This window comes from Flavobacterium luteolum (assembly GCF_027111275.1).
Taxonomy (GTDB): Bacteria; Bacteroidota; Bacteroidia; order Flavobacteriales; family Flavobacteriaceae; genus Flavobacterium; species Flavobacterium luteolum.
Genome location: NZ_CP114286.1, coordinates 833,898 through 852,766 on the forward strand (window position 1 = coordinate 833,898; position 18,869 = coordinate 852,766).

At 32.7% G+C, this 18,869-nt stretch carries 18 protein-coding genes; 13 read left to right on the forward strand and 5 right to left on the reverse strand.

Features of this window, described 5'->3' with window-relative positions:
- Positions 1-130 precede the first annotated feature (130 nt).
- Positions 131-394 carry a DUF2024 family protein gene (locus OZP10_RS03160; RefSeq protein ID WP_281633487.1) on the reverse strand — a complete coding sequence of 88 codons (264 nt, stop codon included), beginning with the start codon at positions 392-394 and terminating at the stop codon, positions 131-133.
- 162 nt (positions 395-556) lie between these two features.
- Here OZP10_RS03160 and OZP10_RS03165 point away from each other — a divergent pair, with 162 nt between their 5' ends.
- Positions 557-1,288 carry a YggS family pyridoxal phosphate-dependent enzyme gene (locus OZP10_RS03165; RefSeq protein ID WP_281633488.1) on the forward strand — a complete coding sequence of 244 codons (732 nt, stop codon included), beginning with the start codon at positions 557-559 and terminating at the stop codon, positions 1,286-1,288.
- A gap of 29 nt (positions 1,289-1,317) precedes the next feature.
- Positions 1,318-2,031, forward strand: coding sequence for an AAA family ATPase (locus OZP10_RS03170; RefSeq protein ID WP_281633489.1), 714 nt, complete (start codon positions 1,318-1,320; stop codon positions 2,029-2,031).
- A 74-nt stretch (positions 2,032-2,105) separates the two neighbouring features.
- On the opposite strand, the gene OZP10_RS03175 is transcribed toward OZP10_RS03170, so the two are convergent.
- Positions 2,106-3,551 (reverse strand): glycosyltransferase, encoded by a 1,446-nt coding sequence (locus tag OZP10_RS03175; protein WP_281633490.1) that lies wholly within the window; start codon positions 3,549-3,551, stop codon positions 2,106-2,108.
- A 533-nt stretch (positions 3,552-4,084) separates the two neighbouring features.
- Here OZP10_RS03175 and OZP10_RS03180 point away from each other — a divergent pair.
- Together OZP10_RS03180 and OZP10_RS03185 are read left to right on the forward strand one after the other, a co-directional pair.
- Positions 4,085-4,531 (forward strand): response regulator, encoded by a 447-nt coding sequence (locus OZP10_RS03180; RefSeq protein ID WP_281633491.1) that lies wholly within the window; start codon positions 4,085-4,087, stop codon positions 4,529-4,531.
- A 10-nt stretch (positions 4,532-4,541) separates the two neighbouring features.
- Positions 4,542-8,561, forward strand: a complete 4,020-nt coding sequence (locus OZP10_RS03185; RefSeq protein WP_281633492.1) for a PAS domain S-box protein — start codon at positions 4,542-4,544, stop codon at positions 8,559-8,561.
- Between the two features lie 93 nt (positions 8,562-8,654).
- Here OZP10_RS03185 and OZP10_RS03190 read toward each other — a convergent pair whose 3' ends face one another.
- Together OZP10_RS03190 and OZP10_RS03195 are read right to left on the reverse strand one after the other, a co-directional pair.
- Complete coding sequence (locus OZP10_RS03190; protein WP_281633493.1) at positions 8,655-9,071, reverse strand: lipocalin family protein; 417 nt, start codon at positions 9,069-9,071, stop codon at positions 8,655-8,657.
- Positions 9,072-9,184: 113 nt separating this feature from the next.
- Entirely contained in the window at positions 9,185-10,156 is a 972-nt protein-coding gene (locus tag OZP10_RS03195) for a hypothetical protein (protein WP_281633494.1), read from the reverse strand.
- 331 nt (positions 10,157-10,487) lie between these two features.
- Between OZP10_RS03195 and OZP10_RS03200 the strand changes: the two genes are divergently transcribed.
- The 8 genes from OZP10_RS03200 to OZP10_RS03235 all read left to right on the forward strand — a co-directional run bounded on the left by OZP10_RS03200 (position 10,488) and on the right by OZP10_RS03235 (position 16,997).
- Positions 10,488-10,676, forward strand: coding sequence for a hypothetical protein (locus tag OZP10_RS03200; RefSeq protein ID WP_281633495.1), 189 nt, complete (start codon positions 10,488-10,490; stop codon positions 10,674-10,676).
- A gap of 65 nt (positions 10,677-10,741) precedes the next feature.
- Positions 10,742-12,436: a tetratricopeptide repeat-containing sensor histidine kinase gene (locus OZP10_RS03205; protein ID WP_281633496.1), complete on the forward strand. Its 1,695-nt coding sequence runs from the start codon at positions 10,742-10,744 to the stop codon at positions 12,434-12,436.
- Positions 12,437-12,442: 6 nt separating this feature from the next.
- Positions 12,443-13,111, forward strand: coding sequence for a response regulator (locus OZP10_RS03210; RefSeq protein WP_281633497.1), 669 nt, complete (start codon positions 12,443-12,445; stop codon positions 13,109-13,111).
- Between the two features lie 141 nt (positions 13,112-13,252).
- On the forward strand, positions 13,253-14,320 hold the full coding sequence (locus tag OZP10_RS03215) for a type I restriction endonuclease (protein ID WP_281633498.1): 1,068 nt from the start codon (positions 13,253-13,255) through the stop codon (positions 14,318-14,320).
- Positions 14,321-14,395: 75 nt separating this feature from the next.
- The gene (locus OZP10_RS03220) at positions 14,396-14,761 is read left to right on the forward strand and encodes a DUF4359 domain-containing protein (RefSeq protein ID WP_281633499.1); all 366 of its coding nucleotides are present in this window, start codon (positions 14,396-14,398) and stop codon (positions 14,759-14,761) included.
- Between the two features lie 38 nt (positions 14,762-14,799).
- Positions 14,800-15,213 carry a hypothetical protein gene (locus tag OZP10_RS03225; RefSeq protein WP_281633500.1) on the forward strand — a complete coding sequence of 138 codons (414 nt, stop codon included), beginning with the start codon at positions 14,800-14,802 and terminating at the stop codon, positions 15,211-15,213.
- Between the two features lie 9 nt (positions 15,214-15,222).
- On the forward strand, positions 15,223-15,432 hold the full coding sequence (locus tag OZP10_RS03230) for a hypothetical protein (protein WP_281633501.1): 210 nt from the start codon (positions 15,223-15,225) through the stop codon (positions 15,430-15,432).
- A gap of 212 nt (positions 15,433-15,644) precedes the next feature.
- Positions 15,645-16,997 (forward strand): GH1 family beta-glucosidase, encoded by a 1,353-nt coding sequence (locus OZP10_RS03235; RefSeq protein ID WP_281633502.1) that lies wholly within the window; start codon positions 15,645-15,647, stop codon positions 16,995-16,997.
- Between the two features lie 154 nt (positions 16,998-17,151).
- Here the strand turns inward: OZP10_RS03235 and OZP10_RS03240 are convergent, their stop codons facing one another.
- Entirely contained in the window at positions 17,152-17,514 is a 363-nt protein-coding gene (locus tag OZP10_RS03240; protein WP_281633503.1) for a hypothetical protein, read from the reverse strand.
- Between the two features lie 1,053 nt (positions 17,515-18,567).
- Here OZP10_RS03240 and OZP10_RS03245 point away from each other — a divergent pair.
- Entirely contained in the window at positions 18,568-18,741 is a 174-nt protein-coding gene (locus tag OZP10_RS03245) for a hypothetical protein (RefSeq protein WP_281633504.1), read from the forward strand.
- Positions 18,742-18,869: the final 128 nt, after the last annotated feature.

Genomic DNA, 18,869 nt, shown 5'->3' on the forward strand with positions numbered 1-18,869 from the left:
TAGTTTTGCTACTGCTGAAAGGCGTTTCACTTATATTAAAGCACATAGTCTATGTGTTAAATGATGAGTCATTTTTTTTACCTTCTTCAAATAAATATATTAATCTATGTTTCTATGTGTTTAAATTAATTTAATTACAGTTTTCCATTTCAATAATAGAAAACCCATTTTCCCGAATCTGATTTTCAACTTCAATCGGCGCTTTATCAATGTGGCAAAAACGACATTCTTTTGCTGACAAAGCCTGTCCTTCTTGAGCTACACTTTTTAGATATATTTTACCATATTCATATACTTGTTCTGCATCGTTGATGTTTTCATCTACCAAAATATCAAAGTGCATTATTTTTCCGTCTTTGCGGGTTACGTAAGTATCCCAAACTGCTATTTTCATTTCTTTTTAGTTTCTAAGTTACTAAGCCGCTAAGGGACTAAGTTTTATTGTTTAATGATGCAAATTTATATTGGATTTAAAAGTTTAAAATCATCCAGTTTCTTCATTTTTTGAGATGTACTGGTCCAGTACGATTTTATGTTTTAGACATAGCTTTGCAATATGAAAAACGATATTATTTTTAATTTGATTAAAGTACATCAGCGCATCGAAAACGCTTGTCGAATTGCCGGAAGAAATCCTGCTAATGTTCAGCTTTTATTGGCAACCAAAACGGTTCCAGCAGAAAAAATACGCATTGCGATTGAAGCTGGAGAAAATTTAATGGGAGAAAATAAAATGCAGGAGTTGCGGGATAAAAATGATATTTTGCAAAATCTTCCCGTCGAACGCCATTTTATTGGACATCTTCAGACCAACAAAGTAAAAGACGTGCTGAAATACGTTACTTGCATTCAGTCTTTGGATCGAATAAATCTGGCTGACGAACTTCATAAACAGCTTCAAAACCAAAACAGAAAATTGGATGTTTTTGTACAAGTGAATACATCTTATGAAGAAAGTAAATTTGGTTTACCGCCAGAAGAGGTTTTATCTTTCATCAAAAAAATAAAAACTTACGAAACGCTAACTATTAAAGGTTTAATGACAATTGGTTTATTGGATGTGGAGAAAGAAAAAATGATTCCGTCTCTAAGACTTTTAAGAACTATTCGGGATGAAATTTATTCGGAAGGAATTGAAGGTTTAACCGATTTAAAACTTTCTATGGGAATGTCTCAGGATCTAGAACTTGCCATTGCCGAAGGTTCGAATATGGTTCGTATTGGTACTTCAATATTCGGAAACCGCTTTTTAGGGAAAGAAATCTGGAACGAAAACATTGCAGAATAAAACTTAATTTTGCAGCAAATAATAAGCAGATGAACCTGAATGATCTTACCGTAATTGATACTGAAAAAATTGCTCTAGACGATTTATTTTTTAGTGATGAGAATAAAGCCGCTTTACTTCAGATTATCAAAGAACATCAATATATCGAGGAATTAAAAAAGTACAATCTTAAAGTCGACAATAAAATTTTATTGCATGGAAGTTCTGGCTGCGGTAAAACGACAACGGCAAAAGCAATTGCAAATACTTTAGATAAAAAAATTATTATAGTAAATCTTAGCACCGTTGTAGATTCTAGAATTGGTGAAACTTCTAAGAATTTAAAAGCGATTTTTGATAAAGCCATAAGAGAAAGAGCGGTTTTATTTTTGGATGAGTTTGACCAGATTGGAAAAAGTCGTGACAGTGATGATAAAGATGTGGGCGAAATGAGGCGTTTGGTAAACACGATAATTCAGCTTTTTGATTATTTCCCTTCTGACAGCTTATTGATTTGTGCCACCAATCATTACGAAATAATTGATAGCGCTTTATTGAGAAGATTTCAGCTTCGTTTGAAATATGAAATGCCTTCAGAAAAACAGCTGAATGTTTATTATGATAAAATCTTAGGCAGTTTTCCAGAACATTTTCAGAATATAGAAAGACGTTATTCGATTTCTTATGCTGAGGCTTTAGATTATATCAACACTGCAATGAAAAAGCAGATTATTGCTGCTTTGGATTTAAATAAAAACGCATAAAAAACCCGCTGCAAAAGTTTGCAACGGGTAATTCTTGGGTGGAGTTTTATATATAGAATGAATAGTGTACTTATTTACAATCCTCTTGTCAACCAACCTTTTTTGTTGGCTGTTGCAATAGCATAAGGTGCAATCCAGAATAAACTGAAAGTGTAAAAAACACTATAAGAATAAGCCCAGAATGATTCTGAAAGCGTGTATCTTTTTGCGTAAAATACCATTGAAAAAGTAGAGAAGATTAAAATTGCCATTAATGTTGAACTTAAAAATAATACTGGGTGAACAGCAATAAAGTAAAACATAAATAATATAAACGGGTATGTCATAGCAATTTTGAAAAACTGGTTTAAGAATAACATTCTCGCTCCAAATTTTGATTCTTTTCTAAAATCTGTAAAAACATATTTTGCCATCATAAGATTTTCACGAACGTTACTTCTCGCCCATCTTATGAACATTTTGTACAATCCTTTGTATTCTTCAGGAACGTTTGTCAATACCACTGCATTTCTTTGAAATTTAACTTCAAAACCTTGTTTCAAAATCATATTAGTCAAAGCACGGTCTTCTCCAATATCTGATGGTTCACCCATAAAAGTTTGGTTGATCCACTCTGGAAGACAGTTAAAAACGGCATCTCTTTTGTAAGCTGCCAAAGCTCCTGGTGTACATAATACAGAACCTAATTCGCTTTCTGCAGAACGTTGGAATTCAAAACTCATTACAAAACTTACATTCAGCATTTTTGGCAAAATTGCTTTTTTGTTGTTCAAAACCTGAACGTTTCCTGCAACGGCACCACATTTTTTGTTTACTCCAAACGGACTTACCAAGTTTCTCAAAGTATCTTTTTTCACAATAGAATCACTATCTACAGTTACAAAGATTTCTCCCGTTCCTAATTTAAATCCTCTGTATAATGCCTGACGTTTTCCTTGGTTTTTTGGCTGCTGAAAAATCGTTACACGATCTCCCAATTTTGCTTTTGCTTCTTGCATCCAATACCAAGTATCATCTTTACTTCCATCATCAATAGCCAAAAGCTGTAGTTTTTCTGCTGGATAATCGCTGTCTGCAAGGCTTAATAAAGTATCCCAAACCAATTTCCCTTCATTGTATGCTGGAACGATAATCGTACAAGTTGGCAATAAATCGTCTGATACTGATGGAATCGCTTTATATCTTAAATACAAATAAGAGCTATACAAGAAAACTCCTGCTTGGTAAAAGAATAGGATTGTTGTGATAACTAAAAATGGTAATCCCCAAGTTGAAGCAATTCTTTCAAAATGAAATTTTTCAAAATCATCCTGCAATAGAAATACTACTCCAACACCTGCTAATAGTAATAAAAAAGTCCCAATAAGAACCGCCAATCCAAACGGACTAGTTGGTCTTTCTACATGCACTTTTTGTGATTTTTGTTGAGTTCCGAAAAAAGAACCATTTATTGTTTTTTCGCTGATCGCTGAACTAGTGTTCGCGTAAAATTGTTCTGAGATAATTGTTTCGCTTTCCATGCTTATACTCCTTTTTTAATTTGCTTAATGTGGCTTTTAGTAAAATCTTTTCTTTTCTAATTATTTGCTGCTCTTATTTCGAGAAACAATAAAAAAACAAACACATCAAAGATTTTGACATTAACACATTTTGCAAGCGGCGTGCCAATACGATTCTAAACTGGTATAGAGCCATTTAGAAAAAACAGCATAAAAAAGAGTGTGTAATTATTTCACACTTTCTGGATACGGTATACACTAAAAGGAAAGAAATTTGTAACTGCGAATTGAGATTTGATAAGGCTTTTGGCTTGTTTTTATTTTCTATTCTAATAAAAAACCCAAATCTCAAAGTATGCTTTTTGAGCACAAAATGGTAAGAATTATTAAAACGCAATTCTCTACATAAAATTGTATAAGCAAAATAAAATAGACAAAATTTATTGCTTTTTTCGTTTTTAAAGAAACATTCTTCCTAAAAAAACAAGAAATCTTGCTGAAAAAAGTTAAATTTATCGAAACAAACTTAACTCTAAAATTTAGGAGATTATAAAATGAGTAAAGAGCATTATTATCTTTTGCTGGCTGATGATGACGAAGACGACTGCCTTTTCTTTAAAGAAGCCCTCGATGAAATAACGGTCAGCGCTGATCTTTCTATGGTTCACGACGGTGTTCAGCTTATGAGTTATCTGGAAAACAATACTTCAAAACTTCCGGATGTTCTTTTTTTGGATTTAAATATGCCTAGAAAAAATGGCTTAGAGTGTCTAGACGAGATTAAAAAAGACGAAAAATTAAAAAATCTGCCCATCATCATTTTTTCTACTTCGCTGGACAGCGAAATAGTTAACAATTTATACTTAAAAGGCGCCTCTTATTATATTCGGAAACCTGGCGAATTTTCAAAACTCAAAAACGTAATTGAAAAGGCATTAACAATTGCGTCAGAAAATAATTTCAAGCAGCCCGAAAGAGCTAGTTTCATACTGCAACCTTAATTCTTTGGAAATGAACCGCAAAAAAAAGGAACATTATTTTCTTTCCGAAGGAGGAGAAATGGGAGAATTAATTCGTTCTGCAGATTGGAGCCAAACTCCGTTGGGAGATCCTGAAAAATGGCCACAAAGTTTAAAAACAATGATCGCAATGATGCTCGGCAATCCGTTTGGAATGTACATTGCATGGGGGAAAAATTATACTCAAATATACAATGATGCCTTTCGTCCTATTTTGGGCGCTTCTAAACATCCAGAAGCTTTGGGCGGAAGTTCTAAAGATACATTTGCAGAAATCTGGGATACAATAGGACCTCTATTTACCGATGTGATGCAAGGAAAAGCAGTAAGTTTTCCTGATTTTAAAGTGCCACTTAATCGGAATGGTTATACAGAAGATTGTTTTTTTGACTTTTCGTATAGTCCTATAAAAATAGAAGACGGCTCTATTGGCGGCATATTGGTGACGGTTATCGAAACCACCGAAAAGAAAATTGTTGCAGATGCTTTACAAGAAAGTAATGCACGATTTGTCAATAATATTATGCAGGCTCCGGTTGCCATGTGTATTTTTAAAGGCGAAAACAATATTGTAGAAATCGCCAATGAACAAATGTTACAGCTTTGGGGCGCAAAAGCTGAAAACATCATCAATAAACCTATTTTTGAAGTTCTTCCTGAATTGAAAAAACAAGGTCTTGATGAAATTCTGCAAACCGTTTTTATCTCAGGAAAAAAGGTAGTTACTGACGAACTTTTTGTTCCGTTAAACCGAAATGGACAAACTGAAAACACTTATATCAATTTTGTTTATGAAGCTTTACGAGAAATCGACGGCACTATTTCTGGAGTTGTAGCTATCGCCACAGAAGTTACAGCCCAAGTTTTGGCTCGTACAAAAGTAGAAGAAAGCGAACAGAAAATAAGACAGCTGGTTGAAAATGCTCCTTTTCCGATTGGTGTTTATGTCGGAAAAGAAATGCGCATTGAACTCGCTAATGAATCTATTATAAAAATATGGGGAAAAGGCCCAGATGTAATTGGGAAAACATATCGTGAAATTCTACCAGAACTGCAAAATCAATCTGTATTTGAGCAAGTTGAATCGGTTTTTGAAACTGGACAATCTTTTCATTCCAGAAATTCCCGTATAGATATTGTGATCGATAATGTATTGCAATCGTTTTATTTCAATTATAGTTTTACGCCTTTGTACGATCTGAATGGAAAAATTTACGGTGTAATGAATACTGCTGTAGAAATTACCGACTTATTCTTAGCCAAACAAAAAATTGAAGAAAGCGATAAACGATTCCGTGATACGGTAAGACAAGCTCCCGTTGGAATCACGATTCTTCGCGGACCAGAATATATAGTAGAAATGGCCAACGAGGCTTATCTTAAATTGGTAGATCGAGAAGAAAAAACTTTTGTTGGCAAACCTTTGTATCATTCATTGCCAGAAGTAAAAGAAAGCGTTAGTGCCTTACTAGATGGTGTTTTAAATACTGGAATTCCTTTTCATGGAATTGAAGTTCCCATTCCTTTAAATCGATTCGGAAAAATAGAAACTTCTTATTTTGATTTTCTTTATCATCCTTTAAAAGAAGAAAACGGAACTATTTCTGGAATCTTGGTAACCGTTACCGAAGTAAGCGAAAAAGTCGAAGCAAGAAAAAGGGTCGAACTGAATGAAGATCGTCTTAAAATTGTCGTGGAAGCCAGCGAACTGGGAACTTGGGAACTGAATGTAAAAACCCGTATTCCAACTTATTCTAAAAGATATCTTGAGATTATTGGTGGTTATACCGAAGATATAATGCTTACTCACGAAGAATTATTGGCGCATCTTCATCCCGATGATTTACATATTCGAAATAAAGGTTTCAAAGAAGCTTTAAGTTCAGGTTTTTTAAATTATGAAGTTCGCGTAATCTGGAAAGACCAATCTATACATTGGATTGAAGGAAAAGGAAAAGTTTTTTATGATGAGAACCATCAGCCGCAAAAATTAATTGGAACTATTCGAGATATCACCGAAGAAAAAAAATATCAGCAGAAAATTGAAGAAAGCGAAAAGAAACTGCGAAATCTTATTATGCAGTCGCCTGTTCCGAAAGCTATTTTGCGCGGAACCGATTTTGTAATCGAAATGGCCAATTTTGCACTTTTAAACAATATCTGGAAAAAAGAAGAAACTGAAGTTGAAGGAAAAAAAATACTCGAATTATTTCCTGAGCTTAATAAACAGAAATATGATCAATTATTAAATAAAGTCTACAAATCTGGAGAAGTGTATTCAGAATCTGAGTCTTTGCTTTTTATTGACAATGAAAACGGTGGCAATCAATTTTATGTAGACTTTGAATTTGCTCCGCTCCGCGAAAGCGATAATTCTATTTCTGGAATTAGAATAACACTTATTGATGTTACCGAAAAAGTTGAAGCAAGAAAGAAAATCGAAGAAAGCGAGAAAAGATTCCGTCTGCTTACAGAAAGTATTCCGCAGTTAATTTGGGAAACCGATGCCGATGGAAATGCCCTTTTTACTTCGGGAAGATGGCTTGAATATACTGGTATTGAACCTGGAATAGAAGGTTCTTGGCAAAAAATGATTCACCCAGACGATTTTGACGAAAATGTCAAGATTTGGCAGCATGCACTAGCAACTGGAGAAATGTATCGCTGTGACGTGCGAATGCGCAGAAAAGATGGTTCATACAGATGGCACACCGTTATTGGCGAACCCGTTTTTGGACTCGATAACAAAATAATAAAATGGGTTGGCGCTTTTACCGATATTCATACCGAAAAGGCCTTTACACATGAACTTGAGCAACAGGTTACAGCCAGAACGAGAGAATTAATCCAAATTAACGAATCGCTTCAAAAAAGCGAAGAACGCTATCATTTGATGGTAGAAGAGGTTCAGGAATATGCCATTTTATATTTGAATAGCAATGGTATTATTGAAAACTGGAATGCTGGTGCAGAAAAAATAAAAGGCTATAAAGCAGAAGAAATCATCGGAAAATATTTTGCTGTATTTTATACCGAAAAAGACCAAAAAAACAATCTTCCACAAAAACTGCTGCAGATTGCCAGAGAAAAAGGAAAAGTTATACATGAAGGCTGGCGCAAACGCAAAGACGGAAGTCTATTTTGGGCAAGTGTAGTAATAACGGCCGTTCATAACAAACAAAAAGAAGTTATTGGTTTCTCTAAAGTAACGCATGATCTGACCGAAAAAAAGAAAGACGAAGACAAGCTCAGAATGAATGCATTAGAACTGGCTCAGAAAAACAATGAGTTAGAAGAAATGAATAAAGAACTACAGTCCTTTGCTTACATTTCGAGTCATGATTTGCAGGAACCGCTTCGAAAAATACAGACTTTTGCTTCTCAGATTATAGAGAAAGAAGCGAAAAATTTATCGGAAAACGGAAAGGATAAATTTAAAAGAATGCAGAATGCCGCACAGCGAATGCAGACTTTGATTAATGATTTATTAGCGTATTCTAGAACAAATATTCAGGAACGTATTTTTATAAAAACAGATCTTGCTCAGATTGTAAAAGAAGTAAAAGAAGATTTAACCGAAGAACTAGATCAGAAAAGTGCTGTAATTGAAATTGAACAAAGCGTTGAAGTTGATATTATTCCGTTTCAATTCAAACAATTGCTGTATAACCTCATCAGCAATTCATTAAAGTTCTCAAATCCCGATATTCCAATTGTAATTAAAATAAGAAGTAAAATTGCATTAGGAAAAGATTTAGAAAATGAAAAACTAATTCCTGCAAAAAAATACTGTTATATAGAAGTTGCAGACAACGGAATTGGTTTTGAAGCGCAATACAATAAAAAAATATTCGAAGTTTTTCAGCGTCTCCACGGACGCGATCGCTATAATGGAACCGGAATCGGATTGGCGATTGTGAAAAAAATTATCGAAAACCACAACGGAATCATCACCGCTTCGGGAATTCAGAATCAAGGAGCTTCTTTTGATATTTATATTCCAGTAAAATAAAATTCATCAAATTCCATAAAAAAAACGGAAACTGCAAGTAAGCGGTTTCCGTTTTTCCATTTCAAACGAATTGAAATTATCTCAAAACAAATTTTATCTAGTATAAACAGTAATTATACCTGTTGTTTTGTCTTTAATTTTTAGCTCTTTGTTAGTTAGATTCATAATATCGCTAGTTGAGCTGATATTTCCAACAGTAAGCGTTAAATCGTTGTGAGATCTTACATAAGTACCTGTAGTTTCTGTTAAGGCACAATCACTTCCGTTATAATCACCAATAACCGCTGCATTACTTAATCTTAAATCTAAATAATCTCTGTTGCATCCTGCTTGATTCTGCGGAGCATCAACTAACACTTCCTGTCCATTAACAATTGTTCCAGTTTGGCTTAGATTATATTTCCCTTGAATTGGAACTATTGTTTCTCCTTCATTATCGTCGTTACTACAAGAGGTTACGAACATTCCCGCGCTTAAGGCTAATACGAATAAAAAGTTTCTATTTTTCATGATTTATTTGTTTTTTTATTAATTAATTCAATAATGCTAAATTAAAAGTATATACTTACAAAAAATTTCATGATTATGCGAATATCTTACATAAATCGCATTTTAATAGATTTTTACTTTTTTACATATTTATTCAAAATATATCTCGTTACAGGTTTTAAAGAGCTATTGTTCTCAGGATGTCTTCCATGTCCATTAAAGAAGTCTATACCATTTGCTGTTTTTCCATACCAGACAATAGCGTCTCCATTTTTATTAAAAAAAGCTGTTGTATCGCATACTTTTATCTTTTTTAAATCAAAAACGGTTTTGTCAAAAGGTTCTACAACATTAAAACTTCCCAAACCATTCACTTCCAAATCGCAGCTTACTTTTTCATAATGATCGCTTGACCATTGCATGCATTGTTTTTGAAAGAAGGCTAAATAAATCATTATCAATAATCCAGCAGAAAAAGCAGCAATTAATGAATATTTTATTATTCTAGATTTTGCTGGCTCTCCAGTTGTAACAAAAGTTGCTATAGGGATTGGTGTTATTTCTGATTCTGGTGATTGAGTTTGCTCTACTTCTTCATTCTTATCTTTTTCTGCTTCCTCATTTTTCAAACTAGGAAATTTTTCGATTTCTACCTCATCAATAAAACCAACAGAAGAAAATTCAGGTTTATAATGTTTGGTGTTTCTTAGCTCTTCAATCAATTTCAAATTCTCTGGATCAATTTCTTTTCTAAACTTATTAAAAGGTCTTGGATTAAAATCTACCAAAATTGCTGCCATATCAACAACATCTATTTTATCTGGATCTGTTTCTCCCTTAAAAAATTTTTCTACTGGTCTAAATAGATCTGTCTCTTGCTTAAACTTGTTTTTTGCACTAATATCAAAAGAAAGTCCTAGTAAAGAATTGAACACATTCAAATCATTTGAATGCATATCGTTATTCGCAAATTTTTCCCAACATAACTTATTTAGTTTTCCTCTTGTTGGAGCATTCAAGAAATAAAAGTCATCACCATTTTTTACTTCTTCATACTTTTCTTTAATGGCTTTTTTATATAAATCTTCCAAAGTATTGTTATTCATAGGCTTCATTTTTTTGGGTTTTTAAGGATTTATAAGGATCAATAGGGATTTTATAAAACTTAATCGGAAATCCCGGAAATCCGTATCAACACAGGCTCAAAACCATTGTTACTTTGCCTCAACAAAATTAGTTAGCGCTTTGATCTGCAGGTCAAAAACAAATGTACAAAACTAGTTTAGTCAACGAGTATGGAAAACCGTAAGACAGATTCTATCTGGGAAGTATAGATGAAAATCTTACGGTCCTACATACTCCTCACTTCCCATCAAATGGCATAATTCAGAAAAGTTCTGAACAGCAATGCCTATAACCAATCTAAAAAATTCAATTATGAAAAAGATTTTTTTATGGGGAGCATTTACCCTGTTGACAACTACATTATTTTCTTGCACTGCTGATGAATTCGAAACAGCTAACAACAAAACAGAAGTAAAAAAGGATACAGCTCCGGCGAAAGATATGCAGGCAACTGGACCAGACGACGATCCAGTTGTGGTGCCACCACCGCCAAAAAAATAATTTAAAATTTTGGAAAAAAAATTGTAATTTATAATAAATTACTATTTTCGGGGAAAGTAAGATTTATGTTACGATCCCCGTTTTTTTATCTGCTAATCATTCTCTTTTTCTTTTCGTGCAAAGAAAAAACAAATGCACCTGCTAAGGTAGACCTCAACCGTGAAGAAGCTTTTAAATTAAGAGATTTAGGCATTGCTAATCTGCAAAACAAAAATTACAACAGTGCTTTTTTCAATTTTAATAAATCAAAATTAGAATTTGAAATTTTAAAAGATAGCGCCAATATTGTTTACAATTTAATTCAGATGGCTTCTATTCAACAGATAAATGGGGATTATTACGGAAGCAAAGAAACACTTACAGAAGCTCTTCCGTATGTTAAAAAGAAAGATATTTACACTGTTTCCATAAATAATTTTTTCGGGATTGCAGACAAAGAACTCGCACTTTATGACGATGCTATTTATTATTATAAAGAGGCCATAAAAGATGCCGAAAATAATGTTTCTAAATTTTCTCCTCTAAATAATATTGCTGTCATTTACATTGAACAGAAAAAGTATGAAAAAGCAATTCAGATTTTAGAATCGATTTTAAATGAAAACCAAATTTCAAAACAAAGTAAAGCACGTGTTTTAGATAATTTGGGTTTTGCCTATTCTAAAATTGGAAATACTGATAAAGGTTTCACTTTAATGCAGGAAGGCCTTAAAATTAGAAATGGAGCTCAGGATTTATACGGCATTATTGGAAGCAATCTTCACCTTGCTCAGTATTACTCAAAATCAAATATTCAGAAATCAAATGAATATGCCACAAAAGCATATGAAATTGCTACAAAACTTCGCAGTATCGACGAGCGCTTAAAAGCATTATCTTTTCTCATTTCAAACGATTCTGAAGCTCAAAACGCTTATGCTCAAAAATTTATATTTTTAAACGACAGCATAATAAAAGTTCGAAACAATTTTAAAAACAAGTTTGCCCGAATTAAATACGATTCAAAAAAAGAAAAGGAAGAAAACCAAAAACTGAGATTAGAGCAAGCCGAGACTTCTCTTGCTTTACAAAAAGCACATTATCAAAAAATATTTTTCATAATAGGTATTTCATCTCTTTTTCTATTGCTTCTTTATTTGAGAAAATTTTATCAGAACCGAAATCGAATTGAAAAAATAAAAACAGCATACAGTACTGAAACCCGAATTGCCAAAGATATACATGATGGATTGGCAAATGATGTTTTTCATGCTATAACCTATACACAAACCCAGCCTTTAACAGACGAAAGCAATAAAGAAAACTTGCTCCAGAAACTAGATGACATTTATTCTCGTGTTCGGGGTATTTCTCGAGAAAATAATGATATTGATACCGGCCCAAATTTTGCGAATAATCTAAAAGAAATGCTTTCAACTTACAATAGCAGTCAGACAAATGTTATTATAAATGGTGTTGAAAAAATAAATTGGGATTCGGTTGAAGATTTAAAAAAGATTGCCATTCAGAGAGTTTTGCATGAATTAATGGTTAATATGAAAAAACATAGCGAGGCTTCTATTGCTGTAATTCGGTTTGAAAGCGGAACAAATATCTTGTTTATCAATTATTCAGATAACGGAAAAGGTTGCGAAAAATCAAAAATTATAAAAAATGGTCTTCAAAATATGGAAAACCGTATTTTGTCTAATAAAGGAACTATTACTTTTGAAACTGAACCTAATAAGGGTTTTAAAGTAAAAATAACAATGCCTAAATAAAAGCCTATGTTTAAAAAAGTAATTATAGCCGAGGATTTTGAAGAATTCAATTTAGCCATCAAACAAACTTTGAGTGATTTCAATATTACCAATTTTCAGCATGCCAAATATTGTGATGATGCTTTTCTAAAAATAAGAAAAGCGATTCAGGATAACGAACCATACGATTTATTGATTAGTGATCTTTCGTTTAAAAAAGATCATCGCGAAGTAAAAATCGAAAGTGGCGACGAATTGATTCAAAAGGTTCGTGAACTGCAGCCTGAGATTAAAATCATCGCCTATTCTATTGAAGATAAAAATGCCCGTGTAAAATCACTTTTTGAAGATTCTGAAATTAATGCTTTTGTTCTAAAAGGCCGAAATAGCATTGACGATCTCAAAAAAGCGCTTACCATAATTTCGGCTTCCGATCAAAAATTTATTTCACAAGAAGTTGCCTCTGCTCTTCAGGAAAAAGGCAATTACGAAATAGACGATGTAGATATTAAAATTCTAAGATATTTATCTGATGGAACATCTCAGGATGAGATTATAGAAATCTTTAAAAACAACGATATTAAACCAAATAGCAAAAGTGCAATGGAAAAAAGATTAGCAAAACTGAAAGACTTTTTCAAGGCTAATAATACTATCCATCTGGTTTCGATTACAAAAGATATGGGAATAATTTAAAGTTCATTTTTGTTTGTTATTTAAAGCTCCTTCGGGAGCTTTTTTTATTTCCTAAAATTAAATCTCAGCATTATGGATTTCCGTAAAATACTGGTTTTGATTGGTTTTACTTTTGGGTTATTAATTTAAAACTACAAACCAATGGAAATGAACATTCAACTAAAATCATTAGCCGATAAAATAAACCAGCTAAAAAGTAAAATTGAAACAGAAGAATCTACAAAACATGCTTTTGTCTTACCTTTTATAAATATTTTGGGTTACGATGCTTTTAATCCGCTAGAAGTAGTCCCTGAATTTACGGCCGATCTTGGTTTAAAAAAGGGAGAAAAAGTAGATTATGCCATTTTTCAAAATGGAGAACCAATTATCATCGTAGAATGCAAAAGCTGGAAAGAAAAACTTACGGTTCATAATTCGCAATTATTCCGCTACTTTCATGTAACAAAAACCAGATTTGCCCTTTTAACAAATGGAATTCATTATCAATTTTTCACTGATCTGGATGATCAAAACAAAATGGATGAAAAGCCTTTTTTAGAATTTGACATCTGCAATTTAAAAGAAAACATAATAAACGAAATTGCAAAATTTAATAAAGCTAATTTTGATGTAGACAATATTGTAAGCAATGCCAGTTCATTAAAATACATTAAGGAAATCAAAAAACTTATTAATGCTGAACTAGAAAGTCCTTCAAACGATTTTACAAAACTCTTTGCAAGCAAAATATATGCAGGAAGATTAACTGAAAAAGTTGTTGATGAATTTAAAGATTTGGTTCAGAAATCGGTTAGTCAATTTATTAATGATAAAATTAATGATCGTTTAAATGCAGCTTTAAGTAAAGAAACGATTAAACAGCAAGATGAAGAAATCGTCTCAGTTGAAGATGACACTAAAATTATTACGACCGAAGAAGAACTTGATGGTTATCGTATAGTAGTTGCCATTTTACGACGAAAACTGCCAATTGGCAGAATTGTATATCGTGATACACAATCCTATTTTGGAATACTGTTAGATGATAATAATCGTAAACCTCTTTGCAGACTTCATCTAAATAGTGGAAAAAAATACATTAGCCTTTTCAACAATAATAAAACCGAAGCTAAAATCGCTATTTCATCAATTGATGATATTTATCAATACGAAAAAGAATTACTAGAAACGGTGGCTCTTTACGAAACCGAATTAAATCCCGTATAAGTACTCATTTTAAAAAACTCAATTCTAATTAGATTTATCGCATCACAAAAATTATTAACCCATAATAAAAACACTATGAAACCAAAACATTACATAATTGCAGGGCTTTGCTTGATTTTATTGGTCACTGCACTTACTAATCCTGGAACTGAAAAACATAAAGAAGAAGTAAAACTGAAAATGAATGCATTTTTAGAAAAAGAAATAGATAAAGAAAATACAACTCAGAACAATGAAATGTCAAAAGTTGGAGGAATGTTAGGAAATGCTCTAGCACAATCGATGGTAAACATGCTCGTAGATAATATAGTTTCTTCATCAAATTATATTCTTTTTTCGACAACAGATGTTACTGTCGACGGAAAAACTAAAACTATTGGCTTTGGCATATTAGGAAATGTCTTTTTATCTAACAAAATAGATGAAGCAATAAAACAATAAAAAACAGGATTTTCAGCTAACTAAATACCACATTGCCTATGCAAAAAAACTACCTCATCTTACTTTCTTTATTTGCATTTTATTCCTGCAAAAAGGTGGCTTCTCCTCCTCCATTGCCACAAGTAAATTCATTTTACAAATCGACAATTACTGCAGATGATCGTAAAACAATCACTCCTGAAGAAGCCAGAACGTATCATGTAAATAAAACCTATCAATACGAATATAGAACAGGAAACCCTGGGAATTATGAGTACAATTATGATGTGAAAGGGATAAATAGCGCTGGAGATTCTGTCTCTGGCAATATAAACGTTTCGGGGAAATACGGCGCTGGTATTTTAACAACTGATACGATTGCAGAAATCGAAATCAATACGGAATGGATTTCATACGGGAAATTAAAAGCTATTGATAAAAAAGGAAACGAATATCAATTAATTGTCAAATAAAAATATCCAATGAAATATACACTACTCTTACTTTTTATTTTTGCTACATCATTTAGACCACCAGAAACCAACGTCTTTATTTGTGGTACTACTGGCGCAAAAAAATACCATTATAATGAAAACTGCCGCGGCTTAAGTGCTTGCAGTCATGGAACAGTAAAAACATCACTTAAACAAGCACAAGGTTTAGGTTTAACATTATGCGGATGGGAAGATTGATTATCTTCCCTTTTTCAATATTTAATCATTTGATAATAATCACTTTACAATAATTTCACATTAGTTTTCTTAATTTGATATAAAACTAATCGTTATGAAATTCTTTAATCTAAAATTCCTGGTATCATTCAAAGAATGGCTTTTTTTAAGAGCAATGCAATCTTCTTTCCTGCATTAATAAACTATTTAAAAATAAAGGAAAGCACTATTGAATGAATAAAATTGAAAGCTCATTTCTAAACAAAAACCAATTTGGTAACGACTTCTTGTGGGGTATTTCTACCGCCGCTTTCCAAATTGAAGGGGCACATGACGCCGACGGAAAAGGTTCTTCTATCTGGGATGTTTTTACTTCTCAAAAAGGAAAAATCAAAAACGGACATCATGCTATAACCGCTTGTGATTTCTACAACTCCTATCAGGAAGATATTAATTTAATTAAAGAATTAAATATTCCGAATTTTAGGTTTTCTATCAGTTGGCCTAGAATTATGCCGACTGGCGTTCATCCTGTAAATCAGGCGGGAATTGATTATTACAACAAAATTATAGATTCGCTTCTGGCTTCTGGAATAGAACCTTGGATAACACTTTACCATTGGGATTTACCGCACGAGCTGGAAGTAAAAGGAGGCTGGACCAATCGCGAATCGGTTTCTTGGTTTAAAGAATATGTCGAAGTCTGCGTACAGTATTTTGGCGATCGTGTAAAAAACTGGATGGTAATTAACGAACCTTCGGTATTTACTGGAGCGGGTTATTTTTTAGGCATACATGCGCCTGGAAAAAAAGGAATTACCAATTATCTAAAAGCCATGCATCATGTTACACTGGCAACTGCTGCAGGCGGTAAAATAATACGCGAAAAAGTTCCCGATGCACATATTGGAACTACATTCTCCTGCACGCATATTGAACCTTCGACCGAAAATGCAAAAGATATTGAAGCCGCAAAACGTGTAGATACTCTTTTAAACAGAACTTTTATAGAACCAATTTTAGGACTAGGCTATCCGCAAAAGGATCTTCCGGTTCTTAAAAAACTGAACAATTATATTTTAGAAGATGATTTAAATAATCTCGCTTTCGATTTTGATTTTATCGGATTGCAATGTTATACGCGAGAAGTTGTAAAGCATTCTATTTTGACTCCGTACATTGGCGCCGAATTAATAAGTGCTGAAAAACGAAATGTAATATCGACCGATATGGGCTGGGAAGTTTATCCGCCTGCTATGTACCATATTCTTAAAAAGTTTAACGAATATGACGGAATCAAAAAAATAATTATCACCGAAAATGGAGCTGCTTTTCCAGATACTGTCCAAAACGGAAAGGTTCACGATATAAAACGAACTCATTTTATTCAAGACAATTTAGAACAAATTTTAAAAGCTAAAAATGAAGGTCTAAATGTTGACGGGTATTTTGTGTGGACTTTAACTGATAATTTTGAATGGGCAGAAGGTTACAATGCCCGATTCGGATTAATTCACGTTGATTTTGAAACCCAAAAAAGAACCATTAAAAACTCTGGATTGTGGTTTAAGGATTTCCTATCTTAACTGTTTATTTTAACACAAAGTATACTAAGTATTTTAAGTCCTTTTCCTTTAAAACAAAGTTCGCAAAGCGATATAAATTGCTTTGCGAACTTTGCGTATCCCGATAGCTATCGGGATTGTGCCATTTGCGGTTAGAAAACTAACCCAAATATCATTAAGACTTATATTTATAATTCTGTTTTAAGATTCCAACATGAATTTTTCCATTAGGTTTTAAATTAGTTATAATCCTGATATATTTCTCCTCAGGATATTTTACCTCAAAACTAAAGGTTGTATCTTTTGCTTTAACCTGAAGCATGTGTTTTCCTTCACCAGAAGTTGATAATCCTACTGTTTCGTAAGTAGGCAGTGCTTCTGTTGCTTTTAGGGTAATTTCTTGAACTTTTTCTTTATCCAGAAATACTTCTAGTTTTATATTGTCCAATTTCATGTTTGTTGGCTGTTCAAACGAAACAACATATTTTTTACAGCCTACAGCGCATAAAATAATTACTAATAATAAGAGTTTTTTCATAGAAGATATTTTTTAAACTGATACTTAATAGAAATCCAAAATCTATTTTTTGTTTATAAATATAGATAATTTTATGGCAATTCCGCTAATGCAAAAATTCAAGTTTTACTGTTTCTAAAACGAGCAATTTCGGTTAAAAAAAACTTCAAAAAAAGGCTAAAAAATCACTTATTTTATTGAATTTCATTAGGTTTAACGGGATTTTTTTCTTATCTTTATAGTGTAAATAACAGTAAATATATGCCGAAAAACAAACTTTTTAAATGCCTCAATTACCCTTCAAAAAATTATTCTTTTTATTTCTTCAAGCATTTTATTTTTCAAAATGCGATCCAATTTCATTTCGAAATTAATCTTACCAATCTTTTTTCTGGACAAAGTGTAAACAGACAGAAAACAGTAGCACAAAAATTTCAGCCATAATCGTATTTATTTTGCGAAGATCTATTTTCTGAACTCCGTTTTTAGAAAATAAAACTTCCAAATTCATGAAAAGACTTCCTTTTTTTAGGAATCTCTTTCGACTCTTCATGTTCATTTTTCACCAAAAACTTTTTTTATATGCCATTATTTTTGACTTCGACAATTAAATTGTCACAAGCGCTTTCGATCTTTACTTCAATCCTATATTATTTCTGCATCTTTTAACCGTTCGCAGCCAACTTTTGACGGGCTTATTGCATCTATAATAAAGAGATCTCTTTCAACTTAAATAATTCAAACTAGCCTTTTGCATACTTTTTTCTGGGAATTCTCGGGAATCTCAGGAAAACGCAGGAATTCCGGGAATCCCTTGCTAGTTAAGGCTTAGAAGCGCCTTTACTTTGCACCAAGAAATTAGTTCAAGTTTTGTCTGCAGACTAAAACAATCGTAAAAACTAGTTCTAATTAGGAGTGTAAAAACCGTAAGACCGAGTTTATTCGGGAAGTATAAATAACGTCTTACTGTTTTACTCTCTTCACTTCCCAAAACCAATGTTGGTATTGCCACAGAAAGCCTCTGGATCATTCCGGACAGCAATACCTATGTCTAATTTCTTAAAAATAAACAAAATGAAAAACCTAATACTATTTATCGCTTTTGCGCTATTGTTCACGATATTTTCTTGCACTCCTGATGAGTACGAGACCCAACCAGTAAAGAAAATTGAAAAAGTAAATGGTCATGCTGGTGATGATAAGCCTAATGGTCCTGGTGATGAACCAAGACCACCAGTTAAACCATAATACTAATAAATTTATTTTTAGTATCTAATTAATTACTATTTTCGGGGAAAGTAAATTTATGTTACGGTCCCCGTTTTTTTATTTTATTCTACTTATTTTTCTTTTTTCTTGTAAAGAAGAAAGAACCA

Excerpts from the sequence above, each read along its gene's own strand:
- OZP10_RS03160 (WP_281633487.1), bottom strand. The coding sequence starts at position 394 with ATGAAAATAGCAGTTTGGGATACTTACGTAACCCGCAAAGACGGAAAA.
- OZP10_RS03165 (WP_281633488.1), top strand. The coding sequence starts at position 557 with ATGAAAAACGATATTATTTTTAATTTGATTAAAGTACATCAGCGCATC.
- OZP10_RS03170 (WP_281633489.1), top strand. The coding sequence starts at position 1,318 with ATGAACCTGAATGATCTTACCGTAATTGATACTGAAAAAATTGCTCTA.
- OZP10_RS03175 (WP_281633490.1), bottom strand. The coding sequence starts at position 3,551 with ATGGAAAGCGAAACAATTATCTCAGAACAATTTTACGCGAACACTAGT.
- OZP10_RS03180 (WP_281633491.1), top strand. The coding sequence starts at position 4,085 with ATGAGTAAAGAGCATTATTATCTTTTGCTGGCTGATGATGACGAAGAC.
- OZP10_RS03185 (WP_281633492.1), top strand. The coding sequence starts at position 4,542 with ATGAACCGCAAAAAAAAGGAACATTATTTTCTTTCCGAAGGAGGAGAA.
- OZP10_RS03190 (WP_281633493.1), bottom strand. The coding sequence starts at position 9,071 with ATGAAAAATAGAAACTTTTTATTCGTATTAGCCTTAAGCGCGGGAATG.
- OZP10_RS03195 (WP_281633494.1), bottom strand. The coding sequence starts at position 10,156 with ATGAATAACAATACTTTGGAAGATTTATATAAAAAAGCCATTAAAGAA.
- OZP10_RS03200 (WP_281633495.1), top strand. The coding sequence starts at position 10,488 with ATGAAAAAGATTTTTTTATGGGGAGCATTTACCCTGTTGACAACTACA.
- OZP10_RS03205 (WP_281633496.1), top strand. The coding sequence starts at position 10,742 with ATGTTACGATCCCCGTTTTTTTATCTGCTAATCATTCTCTTTTTCTTT.
- OZP10_RS03210 (WP_281633497.1), top strand. The coding sequence starts at position 12,443 with ATGTTTAAAAAAGTAATTATAGCCGAGGATTTTGAAGAATTCAATTTA.
- OZP10_RS03215 (WP_281633498.1), top strand. The coding sequence starts at position 13,253 with ATGGAAATGAACATTCAACTAAAATCATTAGCCGATAAAATAAACCAG.
- OZP10_RS03220 (WP_281633499.1), top strand. The coding sequence starts at position 14,396 with ATGAAACCAAAACATTACATAATTGCAGGGCTTTGCTTGATTTTATTG.
- OZP10_RS03225 (WP_281633500.1), top strand. The coding sequence starts at position 14,800 with ATGCAAAAAAACTACCTCATCTTACTTTCTTTATTTGCATTTTATTCC.
- OZP10_RS03230 (WP_281633501.1), top strand. The coding sequence starts at position 15,223 with ATGAAATATACACTACTCTTACTTTTTATTTTTGCTACATCATTTAGA.
- OZP10_RS03235 (WP_281633502.1), top strand. The coding sequence starts at position 15,645 with ATGAATAAAATTGAAAGCTCATTTCTAAACAAAAACCAATTTGGTAAC.
- OZP10_RS03240 (WP_281633503.1), bottom strand. The coding sequence starts at position 17,514 with ATGAAAAAACTCTTATTATTAGTAATTATTTTATGCGCTGTAGGCTGT.
- OZP10_RS03245 (WP_281633504.1), top strand. The coding sequence starts at position 18,568 with ATGAAAAACCTAATACTATTTATCGCTTTTGCGCTATTGTTCACGATA.